Raw genomic sequence first — 15,617 nt, forward strand, 5'->3', positions numbered from 1 at the left:
CCAATTCTCAACCCGGAATAAACCAATGAATAATACGACTCAATCAGGGACCTCTCCAACAGGTCCCGCTACAACCAATAACGCTCCGGCGGTAAAATCCGTCCTTCGCATGGGGGTATTTACGCTCGCCATGATTAACGTTTCCGCCATTGTCAGCTTGCGCGGCATGCCGGCGGAAAGCACGTACGGACTCAGTTCCGTTTTTTACTATATTTTTGCAGCGGTCTTTTTCCTGGTGCCCGTCTCCCTGGTAGCCGCGGAACTCACCACCGGATGGCCGCAGAAAGGCGGCGTTTACCGTTGGGTAGGCGAAGCCTTCGGCAAAAAATGGGGGTTCCTGGCTATCTGGCTGCAATGGATTGAAAGCACCATCTGGTTTCCGACCGTGCTAACCTTCGCCGCCGTCTCCCTGGCTTTCATGGGACCCGGACAGCGATGGGATGAAGCTCTTGCCGCCAACAAGTGGTATGTGCTCATCGTGGTGCTGTGCGTGTACTGGGCGGCTACCCTGCTCAACCTGCGCGGCATGAAAACTTCCGCAGGCGTCACCAAATGGGGCACCATCATCGGAACCATCATTCCGGGCGCCATCCTGATTCTGCTGGGCCTGAGCTATTGGGCCGGAGGCAACCCGATTCTGCTGGACATGAGCTGGGACAAGCTGATACCGGATATGAGCAATTTCAACAACCTCGTTCTGGCCGCCAGCATCTTCTTGTTCTATGCAGGGATGGAAATGTCCGCCGTGCATGTGAAGGACGTGAATGATCCCGGCCGCAACTATCCGCTGGCCATTCTGATTTCCGCCATCATTACGGTACTCATTTTCGTTCTGGGCACGCTGGCCATCGGCTTCATCATTCCGAACTCCCAGATCAACCTGGTGCAGAGCCTGCTGATTTCTTATGACAGTTACTTCAGCTTCTTCGGCCTCGGCTGGATGAACTGGATTCTGGCGCTTGCGCTGGCCGTAGGCGTTCTGGCCCAGGTAACAGCGTGGGTGGGAGGTCCTTCCAAAGGCTTGTACCAGGTAGGCTTGGCTGGCAACCTGCCGCCCGTCATGCAGAAGCGGAACAAGAACAACGTCCAGATGGGCATCCTGCTCATTCAGGGCTGCATCGTCACCCTGCTTTCCATCATGTTCGTGATCATGCCTTCCGTGCAGTCCGCCTACCAGATTATTTCCCAGCTTACCATCATCCTGTACCTCATCATGTACATGCTGATGTTCGCCTCCGGCATTTATCTGCGCTACCGGGAACCGAATACGCCCCGCACTTTCCGCATTCCCGGAGGCAAGACCCTCGGCATGTGGATTGTAGGCGGCCTCGGCTTCCTGGCCAGCCTGGCGGCCTTCCTGGTGAGCTTCATTCCGCCGAACCAAATTACCGTCGGCAGCAATACGATGTACATTATGCTTCTGGTGATAGGCACCTTCATCTTCGCCGGCATTCCTTTCATCATCCATGTCATGGCCAAGCCCTCCTGGAAGCGGCCTGTGGATCCTGAAGACGCCTTCGAACCCTTCGGATGGGAAAAAACCAATGGAACCCATTCTACAGTAACCCCAATCCATACCATATCCCATGAGTAACGTCCCTTCCAATGAACAAATCCAGACGGCTGTGGACAACGCGTACGCCTACGCCAAAACGGTCCAGGGAGGCAAAAACGCCTCCTACATCCCCGCTCTGGCGCAAGTCCCCTCAGACTTGCTGGCGATTGCCGTAGTCACTGTCAACGGAGATATCCTGACCGCAGGCTCCGCGGACACGCCCTTTGCCATTGAATCCATCTCCAAGGCCTTCAACCTGGCCTACGTCATGGATCTGATCGGAATGAAGGAGCTGCGCACGAAGATCGGGGCAGACCCCACCGGGGAGCCCTTCAACTCCGTGATGGCGATTGAGCTGCACGGCGGCAAGCCCCTCAACCCCCTGGTCAACGCAGGGGCCATGGCGACAGTCAGCCTGGTCAACGGTTCGGACTCCGATGAAATATGGGCGAACATGATCCATAATTTCAACAACTTCGCCAATACGGCCCTGACCGTGAACCAGGAGATTTACAAGTCGGAAAGCGCCACCAACCAGCACAACCGCGGCATCGCGTGGCTGTTGGACAGCTACGGCTATTTTTACAATACGCCGCCCATGATCGTGGACCTGTACACCCGCATGTGCTCTCTGAACATCACCACCTCCCAGCTGGCGCTGATGGGCGCCTGCTATGCCAACGGGGGCGTCAACCCCGTCAGCAAAAAGCGGGTGGTGAAGGATGAGAACGTTTCTCCCATCCTCGCGGAAATGTGCATGTCCGGCCTCTATGATTCCACAGGGGACTGGATGTACAAGGCAGGCGTTCCGGCCAAGTCCGGCGTGGGCGGCGGCCTGGTGGCCGTGGTCCCCGGCAAGATGGCCATGGCGGCCTTCTCCCCGCCCCTGGACCCCGCCGGAAACACCGTCAAGGGCCAAGCAGCTCTTCAATCCATTATCAAGGAATTGAATCTGAACCTTTTCCGGAGCTAATCCGGGATGAGAAGGTAAACCCGCGGAGCCAAGATCCGAAAGGATACCCGCGGGTTTACTGTATCCCGGCCACACGAAATAACGCGCCGCCTTCCGCGCTTGCCGGAAATTGACTGTCCAGCCGCGGGCGTTAAGTCCTGTTTGAAAAATTGCACCGCTGCATGGATACGCCGTCTTCCATGGCATGGAAGCCATGCTTTTCATAAAAGGCGGCGTTCCTGCTCTCCTCCGGCATGATTTCAATGTACAGGTAGTCCTTGTACTTCTCCTTGACCATTTCCATCATTTTTCCCGCAATTCCCCTGCCGTGATAGTCGGGATGCACCAGGACATAGTGCATGTAGGCTACCAGCTCGCCGTCGTCCAGCAACCGCACCAGCCCGACCAGCCGGTCGCCATCCCACGCGGTAAATACCGTGGACGAATTCATCAGGGCCTTGTACAGCCGGGCCGGATACTGGCCGGAAATCCATCCAACGGACAGGAACAGCTCCTGCACTTTTTCCCTGGTAAACTTCTTTTCTTCCGTAAAAACAATCATTTTTCCCCTTGGTTCAAGATGATGGCCGGAATGCAGCGTGACACCCGCATGCCGGGCAATGGGGCAACGTCATCTGCCGCTCCCGTCATAGTCCTTATGATAAAGACCGCAGACCCCGGAGACAAGCAACTATCATCCCTTCCTTCATTCTTCATTAAACAGCATGAGGAGAGCCGGAGGGGCTTGAGGCACTCCTCCACATTGATCACATGGAAGTTGGCTTCCGGGCCAGCCCCGGCCGTTCTCCATGGAAGATTAAGCCAACGCGCCCTTGTAAAAGGCTTTCCTGCGCCGGAACCGCAGAAGTTGTTTTTCCGTGCCCTTCCCGTGTTTTAAGGACTTGCCACCACAGCATTTTTCCTTAGAGTCTTTCCGGTATGCTTGAAGCCCTGCAAAACGCCTTTTTCCAGACCGGGGACGCGCTCACAACCTGGCTGTCCGCCTTCAGCAGTTTCCTGTGGGGATGGCCACTGCTCATCATGCTGCTTGGCACTCACCTGTACCTCACCATCATCCTGCGCTTTCCTCAGCGCTACCTGCTGAAGGCTCTTAAACTGTACTTTGTGAAGGACCATACGGACAAAGGGGACATCTCCCCGTTCAGCTCCCTGATGGTGGCCCTGGCCGCCAACATCGGCGCGGGGAACATCATCGGCGTAGGCGTGGCGATTGCCGCAGGGGGGCCCGGAGCCATCTTCTGGTGCTGGCTCACAGGCGTACTGGGCATGGCCACGCGGTATTCGGAAGGTCTGCTTGCCATCAAGTACCGGGTGGAAAACAAGGACGGCAACATGAGCGGCGGTCCCATGTTCGTACTGGAACGCGGCATGAAATGCAAATGGATGGGCGTGGCCTTCGCCGTCTTCACGGCCATTGCCGCCTTCGGCATCGGCAACCTGACGCAGGGGAACGCCGCGGCGGAACAGCTCCATCACGCATTCTCCATTCCCTCATGGGGAACGGCCATCGTGCTGACTGTCCTCACGGCCATGGTCATGCTGGGGGGCATCCGGAGCATTGCCAGGGTATGCGCCTTCTTCGTGCCGTTCATGGCCGTCATCTACATTCTGGGGTGCCTGTATATTCTGGCCGTTCAGGCGGACTACGTCCTTCCGGCCATCCGGTACATTCTGGACTGCGCCTTCACGGGGGAAGCCGCCGCAGGGGGCGTGGTGGGAGCGGCCGTCATGACGGCCATGAGGACCGGCGTAGCCCGCGGCCTTTTTTCCAATGAAGCCGGGCTGGGCTCCGCCGCCATCGCCTCCGCCGCCGCACAGAACCGCAACCCCGTACGGCAGGCGCTCATCTCTTCCAGCGGACCGTTCTGGGATACCGTGGTCATCTGCGCACTCACGGGCATTGTGCTGACTACCAGCATCCTCGCCCACCCGGATATTTCGTCCAGTGACGGCCCCCGGCTCACTACGCTGGCATTCAGTAAAATTCCTTATGTGGGCTCCCCCCTCCTGACGGTCAGTTTGGTCACTTTTGTAGTCTCCACCATCCTGGGCTGGTCCTACTTTGGGGAAAAAGCCCTGGAGTACCTGGGGGGCATCCGGCTGATCACGCCTTACCGCGTCATCTGGGTGGCGGCGGTCTTTACCGGCTGCGTTTCCAAGATAGACCTGGTATGGGTGTTTGCGGATTGCGCCAACGGCCTGATGGCCCTTCCCAACCTCATTTCACTGCTGGCCCTTTCCGGCGTGCTTGTCCAGCAAACGCGGTACTACCTCTGGCAGCACAGGCTGGACGATTATGACGATTCCCACATTCCGGAAGGCAGATAACGATTTTTTTAAACTCAGATTCAAATAATTCTTGCCTTTCGGCCTCCGGTAGTATTTACTTCGCCGCGCAGTCCCTGCAAACCTAAAAGTCGCGTTCGTCTAGCGGTCTAGGACTCCCGCCTTTCACGCGGGCAACACGGGTTCGAGTCCCGTACGCGATGCCAGCTTTACCGCCGCAGCAGTTACGATGCTTCCGCCCCTCCTTACCAGGGAAGGCATATTGGAAAGACGTAATGGCTGCGGTTTTCTTTTGGTCCGGTTCCTCCGGAATCAGGAAAGCGCGGACAGGACAGCAGGAAGCGGTATCCCCCTCCTTTTCAAATTCCGGAACATGTCTTACATCCCCCGGATTTGGCTTTCAGAAAGCCCTGTTATCTTTTAGAATTTCTTACACGCAAACGCCATGGATTACACACCTCTCATTGAAAAACGCCGCCAGCGCCTGGAAGAATTGGAAACGGTCATTGCCGAACCGGATTTTTTCAATGACCAGAAGCGGGCCTCGGAAACCATGAGGGAGCACCGCCGCCTGAAGGAACTGATGGAAACGTGGGATTCCCTGAATGCCACGGAACAGCAATTGGCGGACAATCAGGAGCTGGCGAAGACGGATGACCCGGAGCTGGCGGAACTGGCCGCCATGGAGATTCCCGAACTGGAAGCCGCGCTGGAAAAACTGCGCAGCGACGTGCAGTACAGCCTGCTTCCCCGCGACACGACGGAAGACCGGGACGCCATTATTGAAATCCGCGCCGGAACGGGCGGGGATGAAGCATCCCTGTTTGCCGGAGACCTGCTGCGGATGTACCAGCGTTTTGCGGAAGAACGCGGCTGGCGCTTTGAGCATCTGGAAAGCAGCCCGTCGGACGTGGGCGGCTTCAAGGAAGTCGTCTGCCGCATTGCCGGGGAAGAAGTGTTCCGCTTCCTGAAGTATGAAGGGGGCGTGCACCGCGTGCAGCGCGTGCCCGCCACGGAAACGCAGGGACGCATCCACACCTCTACCGCCACCGTGGCCGTCATGCCGGAAGCGGAGGAAGTGGACATAGAAATCCGCCCGGAGGACCTCCGCATTGAAGTGTGCCGTTCCGGCGGCGCCGGCGGCCAGCACGTGAACAAGACGGAATCCGCCGTGCAGATCTGGCACATCCCTACGGGCGTCTATGTCCGCTGCGAGGAAGAGCGCAGCCAGATGAAGAACCGTGAAAAAGGCATGAAGATTCTGCGCGCCAAGCTCTTTGAAGCCAAGAAGCGGGAAGAGGCGGAAAAATATTCCGCCGCACGCCGCAACCTCATTGGCTCCGGCGGCCGTGAAGAAAAAATCCGGACGTACAATTTCCCGCAAAACCGCCTGACGGACCACCGCATCGGCTATACGTCCCACAATCTGGACGGCATCCTGATGGGGCAGATGGAAGACCTGATCATGGCTCTCCAGCATGCGGAAATGCAGGAACGCCTGGCGGAAGCCGGCATGTCCTAACCCCCTTTTCCTTTCATGAAAACCCTACTGGAAGTTCTTCAGTCCGGCACGGACTACCTGGCGCGCCAGGGCTGTGACGAGGCGCGCGCCACCATGCAGCACCTGATGGCCCATGTTCTGCACTGCAACCGCACGGCTCTTTACTCCCGGTTTGACAGGCCTGTTGAAGAAGCGGAACTGGCTCCCCTCCGCGAGTTGCTGAAACGAAGGGCGGCGGGAGAACCGCTGCAGCACCTGCTGGGGTTCACGGAATTTTTCCGGAGGGATTTCCTGACGGACGCGCGCGCCCTGATTCCCCGCCCGGAAACGGAAGAACTGGTGGAAATGGTGTTAAAGAAAATCCCGGACCGTCCGGTACGCGTGCTGGACATGGGTACCGGTTCCGGCATCATCGGCGTCACGCTGGCTCTGGAACTCAAGGAGCGCGCGAAGGAAGTCGTTCTGGCGGACATTTCCCCGCAGGCTCTGGACCTGGCGCTGGAAAACGCCATGCGGCTGGGAGCCAGGGTCTCCACCGTCCAGACGGACCTGTTTGAAAACATCCCCCTGGAAAAACCGGTCCTGCGCCAGGAAGGAGCGGATTCTTCCGCTTCCGTGCCTGAGGAGGAAGAGAAGGATGCCGGACGGGAAATGCGCTTTGACGTCATCGTGGCCAACCTGCCCTACATTGCGGATGGAGAGGAGCTTGCCCCGGAAGTCATGAAAGATCCCCATACGGCCCTGTTCGGAGGCCCGGAAGGCTGGGAAATCATTGAACGCTTTCTGGCCCGCGCCCGGGACTACCTGAATGAAAACGGCTTCGTAGCCCTGGAAATCGGACATGACCAGGCGGCAGCCGTGACGCAGATTATGGACGGCTACGGCTATAATTACATTGAAGTGCTGAAAGACATGAGCGGCGTAGCCCGCTTCCCCTTCGGTTATCATTAACAATTATTCCTTCCCCCCTTTCACTCCATGCAGGCGGCGCGCATTCTGGTTGACGGACAAAGCGATCTGGTGCTGGACTACGGCATTCCGCCGGAAGCGGGGGACGTCAGGCCGGGCTGCCGCGTGCAGGTTCCCCTGCGCAACAGGACGGCCACCGGCACTGTTCTTACGCTGTCCGAGCCGGACCCTGCCTGGAAGGACAGGCTCAAGCCCATTCTGAAACTGATCGACCCGGAACCCTTGATTTCTCCGGTCATGATGAATCTGGCTTCCTGGGCGGCGGACTATTATTCCGTAGCGCTGGACCAAATGATCCGCTGCCTGCTCCCGGAAACCGTCCGTCAGGAAAACACGGCGGAAAAAATGCGGAAAATGGTGCATCTGGAAAAACGTCCGTCCCGTGAGGAGCTGGATGCCCTGTACCGCAAAGCGCCCCGGCAGGCCCAAATGCTGGATTATTTTTCATCTGCGGAACAGATGGAAGCGCCTCTGGCCGCATTCGGCACGGGGGCTCTGAACATCGCCCGCAGCCTGGCGGCCAAGGGCTTCATCTCCCTGAAGGAGGAATCCGTGCACCGCGACCCCAGCACCGGAGAGCAGTTCGTCCCCAGCCAGCCCATGAAGCTGAACGACCAGCAGCAGAAGGCGCTGGAAGAAATCACGGCCATGTGCACGGCGGAGCACAAAAAACCGGTGCTCCTGCAAGGAGTCACCGGCTCCGGCAAAACGGAGGTTTACCTTCAGGCCGTCTCCCAAATGGTGAAATCCGGAAAATCCGCCCTGATCATGGTACCGGAAATCTCCCTGACGCCCCAGACCGTCCAGCGCTTCAAATCCCGTTTTGCGGAACTGCCCTCTTCCGTGGCGGTGCTGCACAGCCTCCTATCGGACGGAGAACGCTTTGACGAATGGCACGCCATCCGTTCCGGAAAAGCACGCATCGTCATCGGCCCCCGTTCCGCCGTCTTCGCCCCTCTTCAGAACCTGGGGCTGGTGATTGTGGATGAGGAGCATGACGCGTCCTACAAGCAGGAAAGCTCCCCCCGCTACCACGGGCGGGACCTGGCCGTGCTGCGCGCCCATCTGGAAGACTGCGCCGTGGTCCTGGGCTCCGCCACCCCTTCCCTGGAAAGCATCCATAACGCCCTGACCGGAAAATATTCCCTGGTGAAGCTGACGGAAAGGGCGGACGGCCAGCAGCTCCCCCTCATCCGCATTCTGGACATGAAGACGGAGGGCAGAAACAAATCCGGCCCCAACGTCATCTCCGAGCGGCTCAGAATGTCCATCGACCGGCGGCTGGACAAGGGGGAACAGGTCATCCTTCTGCTCAACAGGCGCGGATTCGCACGCTCCATCCAGTGTCCGGACTGCGGCCACGTGGTGACGTGCCTGCACTGCTCCCTGCCCCTGACCTACCACCGTACGGAGGACCGCCTCATGTGCCACCTGTGCGGGTTCAAGGCCCTGCCGCCCCGCACCTGTCCGGAGTGCAGGTCCGCCAATATCATGCTCCAGGGGTACGGTACCCAGAAGGTGGAGGAAATCCTGCGGCGCACCTTTCCTGCGGCGCGCATCACGCGCGTGGATGCGGACGTGGCCCGGCGCAAAAACGCCGTCAGAACCATTCTGAACCAGTTCCGCGCCCATAAGATAGATATTCTCCTTGGCACCCAGATGATTGCCAAGGGGCTGGACTTTCCCAACGTGACGCTGGTGGGCGTGCTGAACGCGGACCTGGGTCTCCATATCCCGGATCCCCGCGCGGGAGAGCGCACCTTCCAGCTTCTGACGCAGGTGGCGGGCCGCGCCGGCCGCGGCGACCTTTCCGGGGAGGTCATCATCCAGACCTTTACCCCCCAGTCCCCTTCCCTGCAGTACGCCCGCCATCACGATACGGACGGCTTTGCGGCGCAGGAGCTGGAAATGCGCCGCTCCTTCGACCTGCCGCCTTTCACCCACATCGCCGTGCTGACCATACGCTCCCAGCATGAAAACATGGCGGAATTCGCCACGCGCACGCTCGCGGCGCGCCTCCGCGGCATGCTGCCCCCTCCAGCCACGATGACGGACCCCATGCCGGCGCCCATTCCCCGCGCACACGGCCAGTTCAGATTCCAGATCACGGTCAAGGGGCCGTCCGCCCGCATCCTCTCCCGCACCCTGCGGAAGCTGGTGCAGGAAGCCGGGCTGGGGGACGACCTGACCGCCGTGATCGACGTGGACGCCATGTCATTCATGTAAGCCGCCTTGCCAAATCCGGACGGCCGCATTAAAATTCCGGCACAACACAACTTACTATTATGCTGCTTCATTTCTACAAGATGACGGGCGCCGGAAATGACTTTGTCATGGTGGACAACCGTGACCTGGAACTTTCCTCCGTGCTGGACAAGGAGACCATTGAAGCCCTGTGCGACCGCCGCTTCGGCATCGGGGCGGACGGCCTGATTGCCGTGGAACCGTCCCGGGGCAAAGGGGGAACCGTGCGCATGCGCTATTACAATGCCGACGGCGGAGAAGCGGAAATGTGCGGCAACGGAGCCCGCTGCTTCGGCAACTTCGCCGCGGCCCTGCTTCATCACGACAAATCCGCTCCCCTCCCCTTTGAAACGATGGCCGGCATCGTGACCGCCACCTTTGAAAAGGACGGGAATGTCACCGTGAACCTGACGGATCCCCACTCCCTGCAGCTCTTTGTGCTGAATGCGGACCCGGCGGTGGGGGCGGACGTCCACTTCCTGAATACAGGCGTTCCGCACGCCGTAGCGTTTCTGGACAAGCTGGACGGCCTGGACGTTCCCCGTCTGGGCGCCTACCTGCGTTACCATAGCGCATTCTCTCCAAAAGGCACCAACGCCAACTTCGCCAGGATCCTGTCTCCGGGGCACATCGCCATACGTACTTATGAACGCGGCGTGGAGGATGAAACGCTTGCCTGCGGAACGGGCATGACCGCCAGCGCGCTGCTGCACGCCGTATTGACGGATGCCCCTTCACCCATTCAAGTGGACGTAGCGGGAGGGGACACGCTCAAAGTAGGCTTCCAGCGCACGGGAGACCGCTTTACCAGCGTGACGCTGACCGGACCGGCGGACCTCGTCTTTACCGGAGACATAGAACTCTGACCGGCTCCTCGCGGAAAAACGCCGTTGTCCTCCGTCATCAGGGAGCATGCCTGTTCAGCAGGGAACACTCTGCCTTTACATAACCGCCGTAATTGTTGCAGAATGCCTTGTACACGGCAGGGCCCATATTCGTCTCGCAATAATACTTTACGGTAATGCAGTCCTTCTTGCGTTCCACATTCAGAAAACGGCTGGACAGCAGAACCAGGTTGCTCTGGTAATTCCACAGGGCCATGTCACGCGCCATTTCCTCATTGATCTTCTCACAAATAAAACTCTCCGGCGGGGGAAACAAAATGGCGCTGACAACGCTGATCAGGCAAATTCCGGGCACCACTCCTATCGCAAGCACTCCGTGGCACTTCCTGACAAAGGGGATGTGGTTCCGGAACTTCCGGAAGAGGAAGAAACGGAACAAATAACCCGCCAGCAGCATCACCGGAAAGGAAACATTCACGTACTCAAAAGCCAGGCTCATTACTCCAAGGGCAAAAAAGCCGATGCCCTTCCACACCTTCCTGTACACCGGGATGCAGGCGCAAAGAAACACGTACAGAATATATCCCAGCAGACAGAGGAACGGGAGAAGCGTTCCTGTAAATATGTGCTCCACCATGCAGTCCCACGGATATTCCCTGCTGGGAGCACATGCCTCATGAAAAAACATGCACACCATGCTCAGAATCACCAGCCCGGCAAGGAGGATGGCCTTTACTTTTCTTGATTCATACAGAAGCCACAGCAAAACGACGCCAAAAGGCAGTAAATAGCAGCCGATACTGCTGAACACAGTGGACAACATGGGAATGTGAGGAAAGAAATTCATGGCTTGGATAGGGACAACTGGCTGGTTAACGACTCAAAGGCATCTGTGACTGTGGCAACAATAATTGGAAATAAAATAAATTCAAACATTCGTTTTCAAATAATGCAGAAAAAATCATATTCTTCTCATAAAAAACCGTTCAGCACGACTCTCCAACTTGACAAAACAACCTTCTGGAAAAGATAATAACGCTCTGATGAAGCACTCTCTTTTCCTCCCGGCGGCCATCCTTCCTCTTCTCCTCTCTCTGCCCCAATGCAGCCGCAAGCCGCTCCTTCCGGAATACACGCCCCTGTGTGCCGGAATGGTGCCCGGAAAACACACCTCCCCCCGCGCCCTCCAGGCACGGGAAAACAGAACCTACCGGGTTGGCCCGAAAGGCGGTGTGTATTACATCAATTCCCACAATAAAAAAGTCTACATCAAATCCAGGAGGATTCAATAGAAGACCACGCAAACACCCCGTAACTTTCCAAATGGGAAACAAATAATTGCTTTACCCGTCCCTTATTTTATTTTTGAGAAAATATTCCGTCTAAAAAACTCATCAAACTTATTTTCTTCTTGCCAAAACGGAAGAGGACGGGTAATGTCTGCCGCACCACAACATTAAATGGTGTCGGTAGTTCAATGGTAGAGCCCCAGATTGTGATTCTGGTTGTTGCGGGTTCGAGCCCCGTCCGACACCCCATCCCCTTTCCTTCATGAAAAAGAGCACTTATGGTGCTCTTTTTTACTATCCATCCGCATGCGCAATCCAGAATTCGTCAAAGCCGCTTTTTCCGCCATTGCGCCGCGCTATGTGGCCACCAACCATGTACTGAGCATGGGCGTGGACCTGCTCTGGCGGCAGCGCGTCGTGCAGCTCGTCTCCGAATGGAAGCCGGAACGCCTCCTGGACCTGGCGACGGGAACCGGGGATCTGGCCCTAGCCATCCTGAACGCCATGCCGGAAATCCGGCTGACCGGTTCCGACTTCTGCCAGCCCATGCTGGACGTAGCGGCCAGACGCGGACTGGACAACCTGGTCTGTGCGGACGCCATGAACCTGCCCTTTTCCTCCGCCTCCTATGATGCAGTCACCGTCGCCTTCGGCCTGCGGAACATGGCCAGCTATCCGGACGCCCTGCGGGAAATGGGCCGCATGCTGCGGCCGGGGGGCCATTTGCTCATTCTGGATTTCTCCCTGCCTGAAAACCTGCTGAAAAGCCCCTACCGTTTTTACCTGCACCGCATCCTCCCCGTCATTGCAGGCTGGATGACCGGCCACCGGGAAGCCTACGACTACCTGGCGGAAAGCATTGAAGCCTTTCCCAGCGGCCAGGCCATGCAGGACCTGCTCCGGGACTGCGGCTACAGCAACATCACGGCAGAACCCCTGAACGGGGGAATCGCCAGCATCTACACCGCCCAGCGATGAGTGCGGGTGACGCGAGAGAGGGCATTATCCGCGGCAGGGCGTCGCGCGCCCGCCTGGGGGGTAAACTTGCCGGACTGTCCCTGCCCCGCCAGATCGCCGTCATTGCCTTCTGGCCCTTCCTGGAACAGCTTCTGAGCTTCTTCGTCACCTCCTCCGACCTCTTCATTGCTACCAAAATCGGGCTGAACGCGCAGGACACCATCAACATCTCCGACGGCATGGGGGCCGTCGTCTTCCTCATGTGGTTCGGCTTCGTCATCCAGGGGTCCATCATGATGGGGGCCACGGCCATCGTCTCCCGCATGACCGGAGCCAGGGATTACCCCCAGGCGCAGCACGGGCTGCACCAGGCCGCCATGCTGGGACTGCTGGCCGGCATCATCTCCTGCGGGCTGCTCTTCGCATGCAGCGGCTTCCTGGTCACGCACGTGCTGACCATGAATGAAGCCGCCAGGGCCTACGCCCTGCAATACGTCTATGTGGCCGCCTTCGCGGCCCCCTTCAGCGGCGTGGTCTTTGCCATCAATGCCGCCCTGCGCGGCTCCGGAGACACGCGGCTGCCCTTCTGGATCATGATGGGCGTGGGCATCCTCAACGTCATTTTCAGCGTCACCTTCGTCTTTGCGGACGCCCCGCTGGGCGGCTGGCGCATCGGAGGCATTGCGGCGGGAACGGTCTGCGGCTACGGCATCAGCATGTGCGCGCTCCTCTTCATCATGCTGCGGCGCAGGAAAAAAATATTCGCGGGAAGAGAAAACGAATCCCTGGAAGAACTCGTCAAGGAACGCGGGGAACACTATGCTCCGCCGCTGTACCTCAGCTTCTCCCATCTGCGGCCGGACATGGGCATGCAGAAGCGCATCCTGAAAATCGGGCTGCCGCAGGCCGTGGAAGTCTTCGGCATGTGGGGCATCCAGATGTTCTGCCTCTCCATCATCAGCGAACTGCCCATCAAGGGCGTGCTGGGCGTCCACAACATCGCCGTCCGCATTGAATCGTTAAGCTTCCTGCCCGGATTCGCCATCGGCATGGCGGCCTCCACCCTGGTGGGGCAGTACCTGGGAGCCCGGAACGCGCTCATGGCCCGCATCACCATCTGGAAATGCATGCGGTACGCCATCATCTTCATGACGGGGCTGGGCGTGCTCTTCTGCGCCTTCCCCTCCCTCTTCATGGAGATATTCTCCAATGGCAACATGACGCTCATTGACACCGGCATTCCCGTGCTGCGCACCATGCTGCTGGTGGAGCCCTTCTTCGCCGCCTGCATCGTGATGAAAATGTCCCTGCGCGGCGCGGGCGACACGCGGAGGGTCATGTTCATCTCCTACGGCATCATGGGCTTCTTCCGCGTCGTCTGCACATGGGTCTGGTTCAAGCTGGCTCCGGAAACCATGACCCTGTGGGGCATCTGGCTGCTCTTCGCCTTTGAAATGGCCGTCCAGTCCACCATCCTCTATAAAATCGTCAAGGGCCGGAGCTGGACAAAATTGCAAGTCTAACCTCCCGGACGCCTTTCCCGGACGCGTGCAAATCCAAAACGTGATGCCTGCATAAAAACTTTGCTCTTCCCGTCAAATTCTGCTATCGTTTCTCCACGTTGTTCTTCAACGGGCTCGTAGCTCAGCGGTTAGAGCAGGGGACTCATAATCCCTTGGTCGTAGGTTCGAACCCTACCGGGCCTACCATTTTTTCTTGAGTGGCCTTACCTATGCCTCTATTTTGCAAGATTTTCCACCGCAAACGGTTCTTATGGCATTCAGATTTTGTCATGCTTTCCGCCACGCACGGCTTTTTCAGTTTATAATGGTTCCAAAATAACTGATGCACCATGTGATGGCTGAATGCACCAATGCTCACATAAAGCATTCCGGGCTAGGAGCGGTGAAACAGTTTTTTGTTCCACTTTTTCAAACCTGCCTCTAATTTTTCCCTGGGGGTTTTCTTCCTGCCACTCAAATTGCGGATGAAAAAATCCCTGTAGTTATTGACGCAAAATCCGTTTCCCCTTCTCCTCACCTGTTCCACGGGAGAAGTAAATATCTCAATTAGAGCTGCCTTCAGTCTGGCCTCCTTTTCCTGAGCCCGTTCAATCTGCCAGGGGAGCCGTTTGGGTTCAGCCATCATGGCGAGCCATGATTCATCATCTTCATCAATTCTTTTGATTTCCGCTACAACTTCGTCCAGAGATGAATACCGGTGGCAATTAATAAATGCCCTGGGATTATAGTCCTCCTCAATTAATGGATTTCCCCAGTAAATAGGGCTGGAGCGGGCCAGAAAGCTCGTGATTATTTTTTCTGTTGAATAACCCCGGTACCAGGCATTTTCACACGCAAAGGAAAACTTATAGGGGTTTTTCAACAGAATACTTCCCTTGAGCCAGTCATCGGACTCCCTGGGAACGGAACAGGGTGTATTGTTCAAATGCTTTCCTATGGAATTGATCTTCTTGTATTCAGAAAGCCGGGAAAACAACTGGATGCGGTAGGGATGCCCTTCTCCATGGGAGTAGATATAATTGCAGAATCCGCTTTTCCGGTTCAGGACATCAGCCACATTTTCCAATGGCAGCTGATCCGCCTGGACACGGTAGGAGGATAAAAAAGGCATCTCCAGAACGCGCCCCCCATGATCGGCGGAATCAAACCCTATGTGATAATCGAACAAATTCAAATCTGGAGCGAGGGCTTCTCCATATACATCCATGATCGTAATTTTTCCTATGGAATCCTGTAAAAATTGAAGATATGTCTCTTTGGAAGAGGTATACAACCAAGGGAAGGCAATAAGAAAATCTGCGTTGTCCCTGTCTATTTCCAATTCAAGAATAGATGGATCTATCTTCCTGAAACGGCATAGAAAACCATCAATCTGCCATTCCTCAGCGCCCTGCATAAACCCGATTTTTACTTTCATTCCCTGTTTCTCAAATTGATGGGCATTATACAGTCCCATGTAAGCTAGTCAATCTGAA

General features: G+C 57.2%; 13 protein-coding genes and 3 tRNA genes. 13 read left to right on the forward strand and 3 right to left on the reverse strand.

Annotated features, from left to right (window positions below; genetic code table 11):
* Window positions 1-25: 25 nt before the first annotated feature.
* Window positions 26-1,594: a glutamine/gamma-aminobutyrate antiporter GadC gene (gene gadC, locus M8N44_RS06840; RefSeq protein ID WP_257228589.1), complete on the forward strand. Its 1,569-nt coding sequence runs from the start codon at window positions 26-28 to the stop codon at window positions 1,592-1,594.
* Window positions 1,587-2,528, forward strand: a complete 942-nt coding sequence (glsA, locus tag M8N44_RS06845) for a glutaminase A (RefSeq protein WP_022397049.1) — start codon at window positions 1,587-1,589, stop codon at window positions 2,526-2,528. Before gadC ends, glsA begins: the two co-directional genes overlap by 8 nt.
* A gap of 130 nt (window positions 2,529-2,658) precedes the next feature.
* Here the strand turns inward: glsA and M8N44_RS06850 are convergent, their stop codons facing one another.
* Window positions 2,659-3,069, reverse strand: coding sequence for a GNAT family N-acetyltransferase (locus tag M8N44_RS06850; RefSeq protein ID WP_102728015.1), 411 nt, complete (start codon window positions 3,067-3,069; stop codon window positions 2,659-2,661).
* A gap of 377 nt (window positions 3,070-3,446) precedes the next feature.
* Here M8N44_RS06850 and M8N44_RS06855 point away from each other — a divergent pair, with 377 nt between their 5' ends.
* The 6 genes from M8N44_RS06855 to dapF all read left to right on the forward strand — a co-directional run bounded on the left by M8N44_RS06855 (window position 3,447) and on the right by dapF (window position 10,394).
* Window positions 3,447-4,856 carry an alanine/glycine:cation symporter family protein gene (locus M8N44_RS06855; RefSeq protein WP_102728014.1) on the forward strand — a complete coding sequence of 470 codons (1,410 nt, stop codon included), beginning with the start codon at window positions 3,447-3,449 and terminating at the stop codon, window positions 4,854-4,856.
* Window positions 4,857-4,944: 88 nt separating this feature from the next.
* Window positions 4,945-5,020: transfer RNA gene (locus M8N44_RS06860), tRNA-Glu, on the forward strand.
* A 239-nt stretch (window positions 5,021-5,259) separates the two neighbouring features.
* Window positions 5,260-6,336, forward strand: coding sequence for a peptide chain release factor 1 (prfA, locus tag M8N44_RS06865; RefSeq protein ID WP_102728013.1), 1,077 nt, complete (start codon window positions 5,260-5,262; stop codon window positions 6,334-6,336).
* A 15-nt stretch (window positions 6,337-6,351) separates the two neighbouring features.
* Window positions 6,352-7,266, forward strand: a complete 915-nt coding sequence (gene prmC, locus M8N44_RS06870) for a peptide chain release factor N(5)-glutamine methyltransferase (protein ID WP_022397045.1) — start codon at window positions 6,352-6,354, stop codon at window positions 7,264-7,266.
* A gap of 27 nt (window positions 7,267-7,293) precedes the next feature.
* A complete protein-coding gene (priA, locus tag M8N44_RS06875; RefSeq protein WP_022397044.1) occupies window positions 7,294-9,510 on the forward strand; it encodes a replication restart helicase PriA in 2,217 nt (738 codons plus the stop codon).
* Window positions 9,511-9,569: 59 nt separating this feature from the next.
* Window positions 9,570-10,394, forward strand: coding sequence for a diaminopimelate epimerase (gene dapF, locus M8N44_RS06880; RefSeq protein WP_022397043.1), 825 nt, complete (start codon window positions 9,570-9,572; stop codon window positions 10,392-10,394).
* A 37-nt stretch (window positions 10,395-10,431) separates the two neighbouring features.
* Here dapF and M8N44_RS06885 read toward each other — a convergent pair whose 3' ends face one another.
* The gene (locus M8N44_RS06885) at window positions 10,432-11,220 is read right to left on the reverse strand and encodes a hypothetical protein (protein WP_102726744.1); all 789 of its coding nucleotides are present in this window, start codon (window positions 11,218-11,220) and stop codon (window positions 10,432-10,434) included.
* Window positions 11,221-11,416: 196 nt separating this feature from the next.
* Here M8N44_RS06885 and M8N44_RS06890 point away from each other — a divergent pair, with 196 nt between their 5' ends.
* The 5 genes from M8N44_RS06890 to M8N44_RS06910 all read left to right on the forward strand — a co-directional run bounded on the left by M8N44_RS06890 (window position 11,417) and on the right by M8N44_RS06910 (window position 14,328).
* On the forward strand, window positions 11,417-11,665 hold the full coding sequence (locus M8N44_RS06890; RefSeq protein ID WP_022397041.1) for a hypothetical protein: 249 nt from the start codon (window positions 11,417-11,419) through the stop codon (window positions 11,663-11,665).
* 171 nt (window positions 11,666-11,836) lie between these two features.
* A tRNA-His gene (locus M8N44_RS06895) sits at window positions 11,837-11,911 on the forward strand.
* Between the two features lie 57 nt (window positions 11,912-11,968).
* Window positions 11,969-12,640 (forward strand): ubiquinone/menaquinone biosynthesis methyltransferase, encoded by a 672-nt coding sequence (locus tag M8N44_RS06900; RefSeq protein ID WP_102721379.1) that lies wholly within the window; start codon window positions 11,969-11,971, stop codon window positions 12,638-12,640.
* Window positions 12,637-14,142, forward strand: a complete 1,506-nt coding sequence (locus M8N44_RS06905) for an MATE family efflux transporter (RefSeq protein ID WP_102728012.1) — start codon at window positions 12,637-12,639, stop codon at window positions 14,140-14,142. The genes M8N44_RS06900 and M8N44_RS06905 overlap by 4 nt, the downstream gene beginning before the upstream one ends.
* 110 nt (window positions 14,143-14,252) lie before the next feature.
* Window positions 14,253-14,328 (forward strand) — tRNA-Ile (locus tag M8N44_RS06910).
* 187 nt (window positions 14,329-14,515) lie between these two features.
* Here the strand turns inward: M8N44_RS06910 and M8N44_RS06915 are convergent.
* On the reverse strand, window positions 14,516-15,598 hold the full coding sequence (locus tag M8N44_RS06915) for a glycosyltransferase family 10 domain-containing protein (RefSeq protein WP_249853064.1): 1,083 nt from the start codon (window positions 15,596-15,598) through the stop codon (window positions 14,516-14,518).
* Between the last annotated feature and the right edge of the window lie 19 nt (window positions 15,599-15,617).

Source organism: Akkermansia massiliensis (assembly GCF_023516715.1).
GTDB lineage: Bacteria > Verrucomicrobiota > Verrucomicrobiia > Verrucomicrobiales > Akkermansiaceae > Akkermansia > Akkermansia massiliensis.

Bases quoted from the DNA above. Each gene is read 5' to 3' on its own strand.
- prmC (WP_022397045.1), top strand. From the start codon at position 6,352: ATGAAAACCCTACTGGAAGTTCTTCAGTCCGGCACGGACTACCTGGCG.
- M8N44_RS06885 (WP_102726744.1), bottom strand. From the start codon at position 11,220: ATGAATTTCTTTCCTCACATTCCCATGTTGTCCACTGTGTTCAGCAGT.
- M8N44_RS06890 (WP_022397041.1), top strand. From the start codon at position 11,417: ATGAAGCACTCTCTTTTCCTCCCGGCGGCCATCCTTCCTCTTCTCCTC.
- priA (WP_022397044.1), top strand. From the start codon at position 7,294: ATGCAGGCGGCGCGCATTCTGGTTGACGGACAAAGCGATCTGGTGCTG.
- M8N44_RS06855 (WP_102728014.1), top strand. From the start codon at position 3,447: ATGCTTGAAGCCCTGCAAAACGCCTTTTTCCAGACCGGGGACGCGCTC.
- prfA (WP_102728013.1), top strand. From the start codon at position 5,260: ATGGATTACACACCTCTCATTGAAAAACGCCGCCAGCGCCTGGAAGAA.
- M8N44_RS06900 (WP_102721379.1), top strand. From the start codon at position 11,969: ATGCGCAATCCAGAATTCGTCAAAGCCGCTTTTTCCGCCATTGCGCCG.
- glsA (WP_022397049.1), top strand. From the start codon at position 1,587: ATGAGTAACGTCCCTTCCAATGAACAAATCCAGACGGCTGTGGACAAC.
- M8N44_RS06915 (WP_249853064.1), bottom strand. From the start codon at position 15,598: ATGGGACTGTATAATGCCCATCAATTTGAGAAACAGGGAATGAAAGTA.
- dapF (WP_022397043.1), top strand. From the start codon at position 9,570: ATGCTGCTTCATTTCTACAAGATGACGGGCGCCGGAAATGACTTTGTC.
- M8N44_RS06850 (WP_102728015.1), bottom strand. From the start codon at position 3,069: ATGATTGTTTTTACGGAAGAAAAGAAGTTTACCAGGGAAAAAGTGCAG.
- gadC (WP_257228589.1), top strand. From the start codon at position 26: ATGAATAATACGACTCAATCAGGGACCTCTCCAACAGGTCCCGCTACA.
- M8N44_RS06905 (WP_102728012.1), top strand. From the start codon at position 12,637: ATGAGTGCGGGTGACGCGAGAGAGGGCATTATCCGCGGCAGGGCGTCG.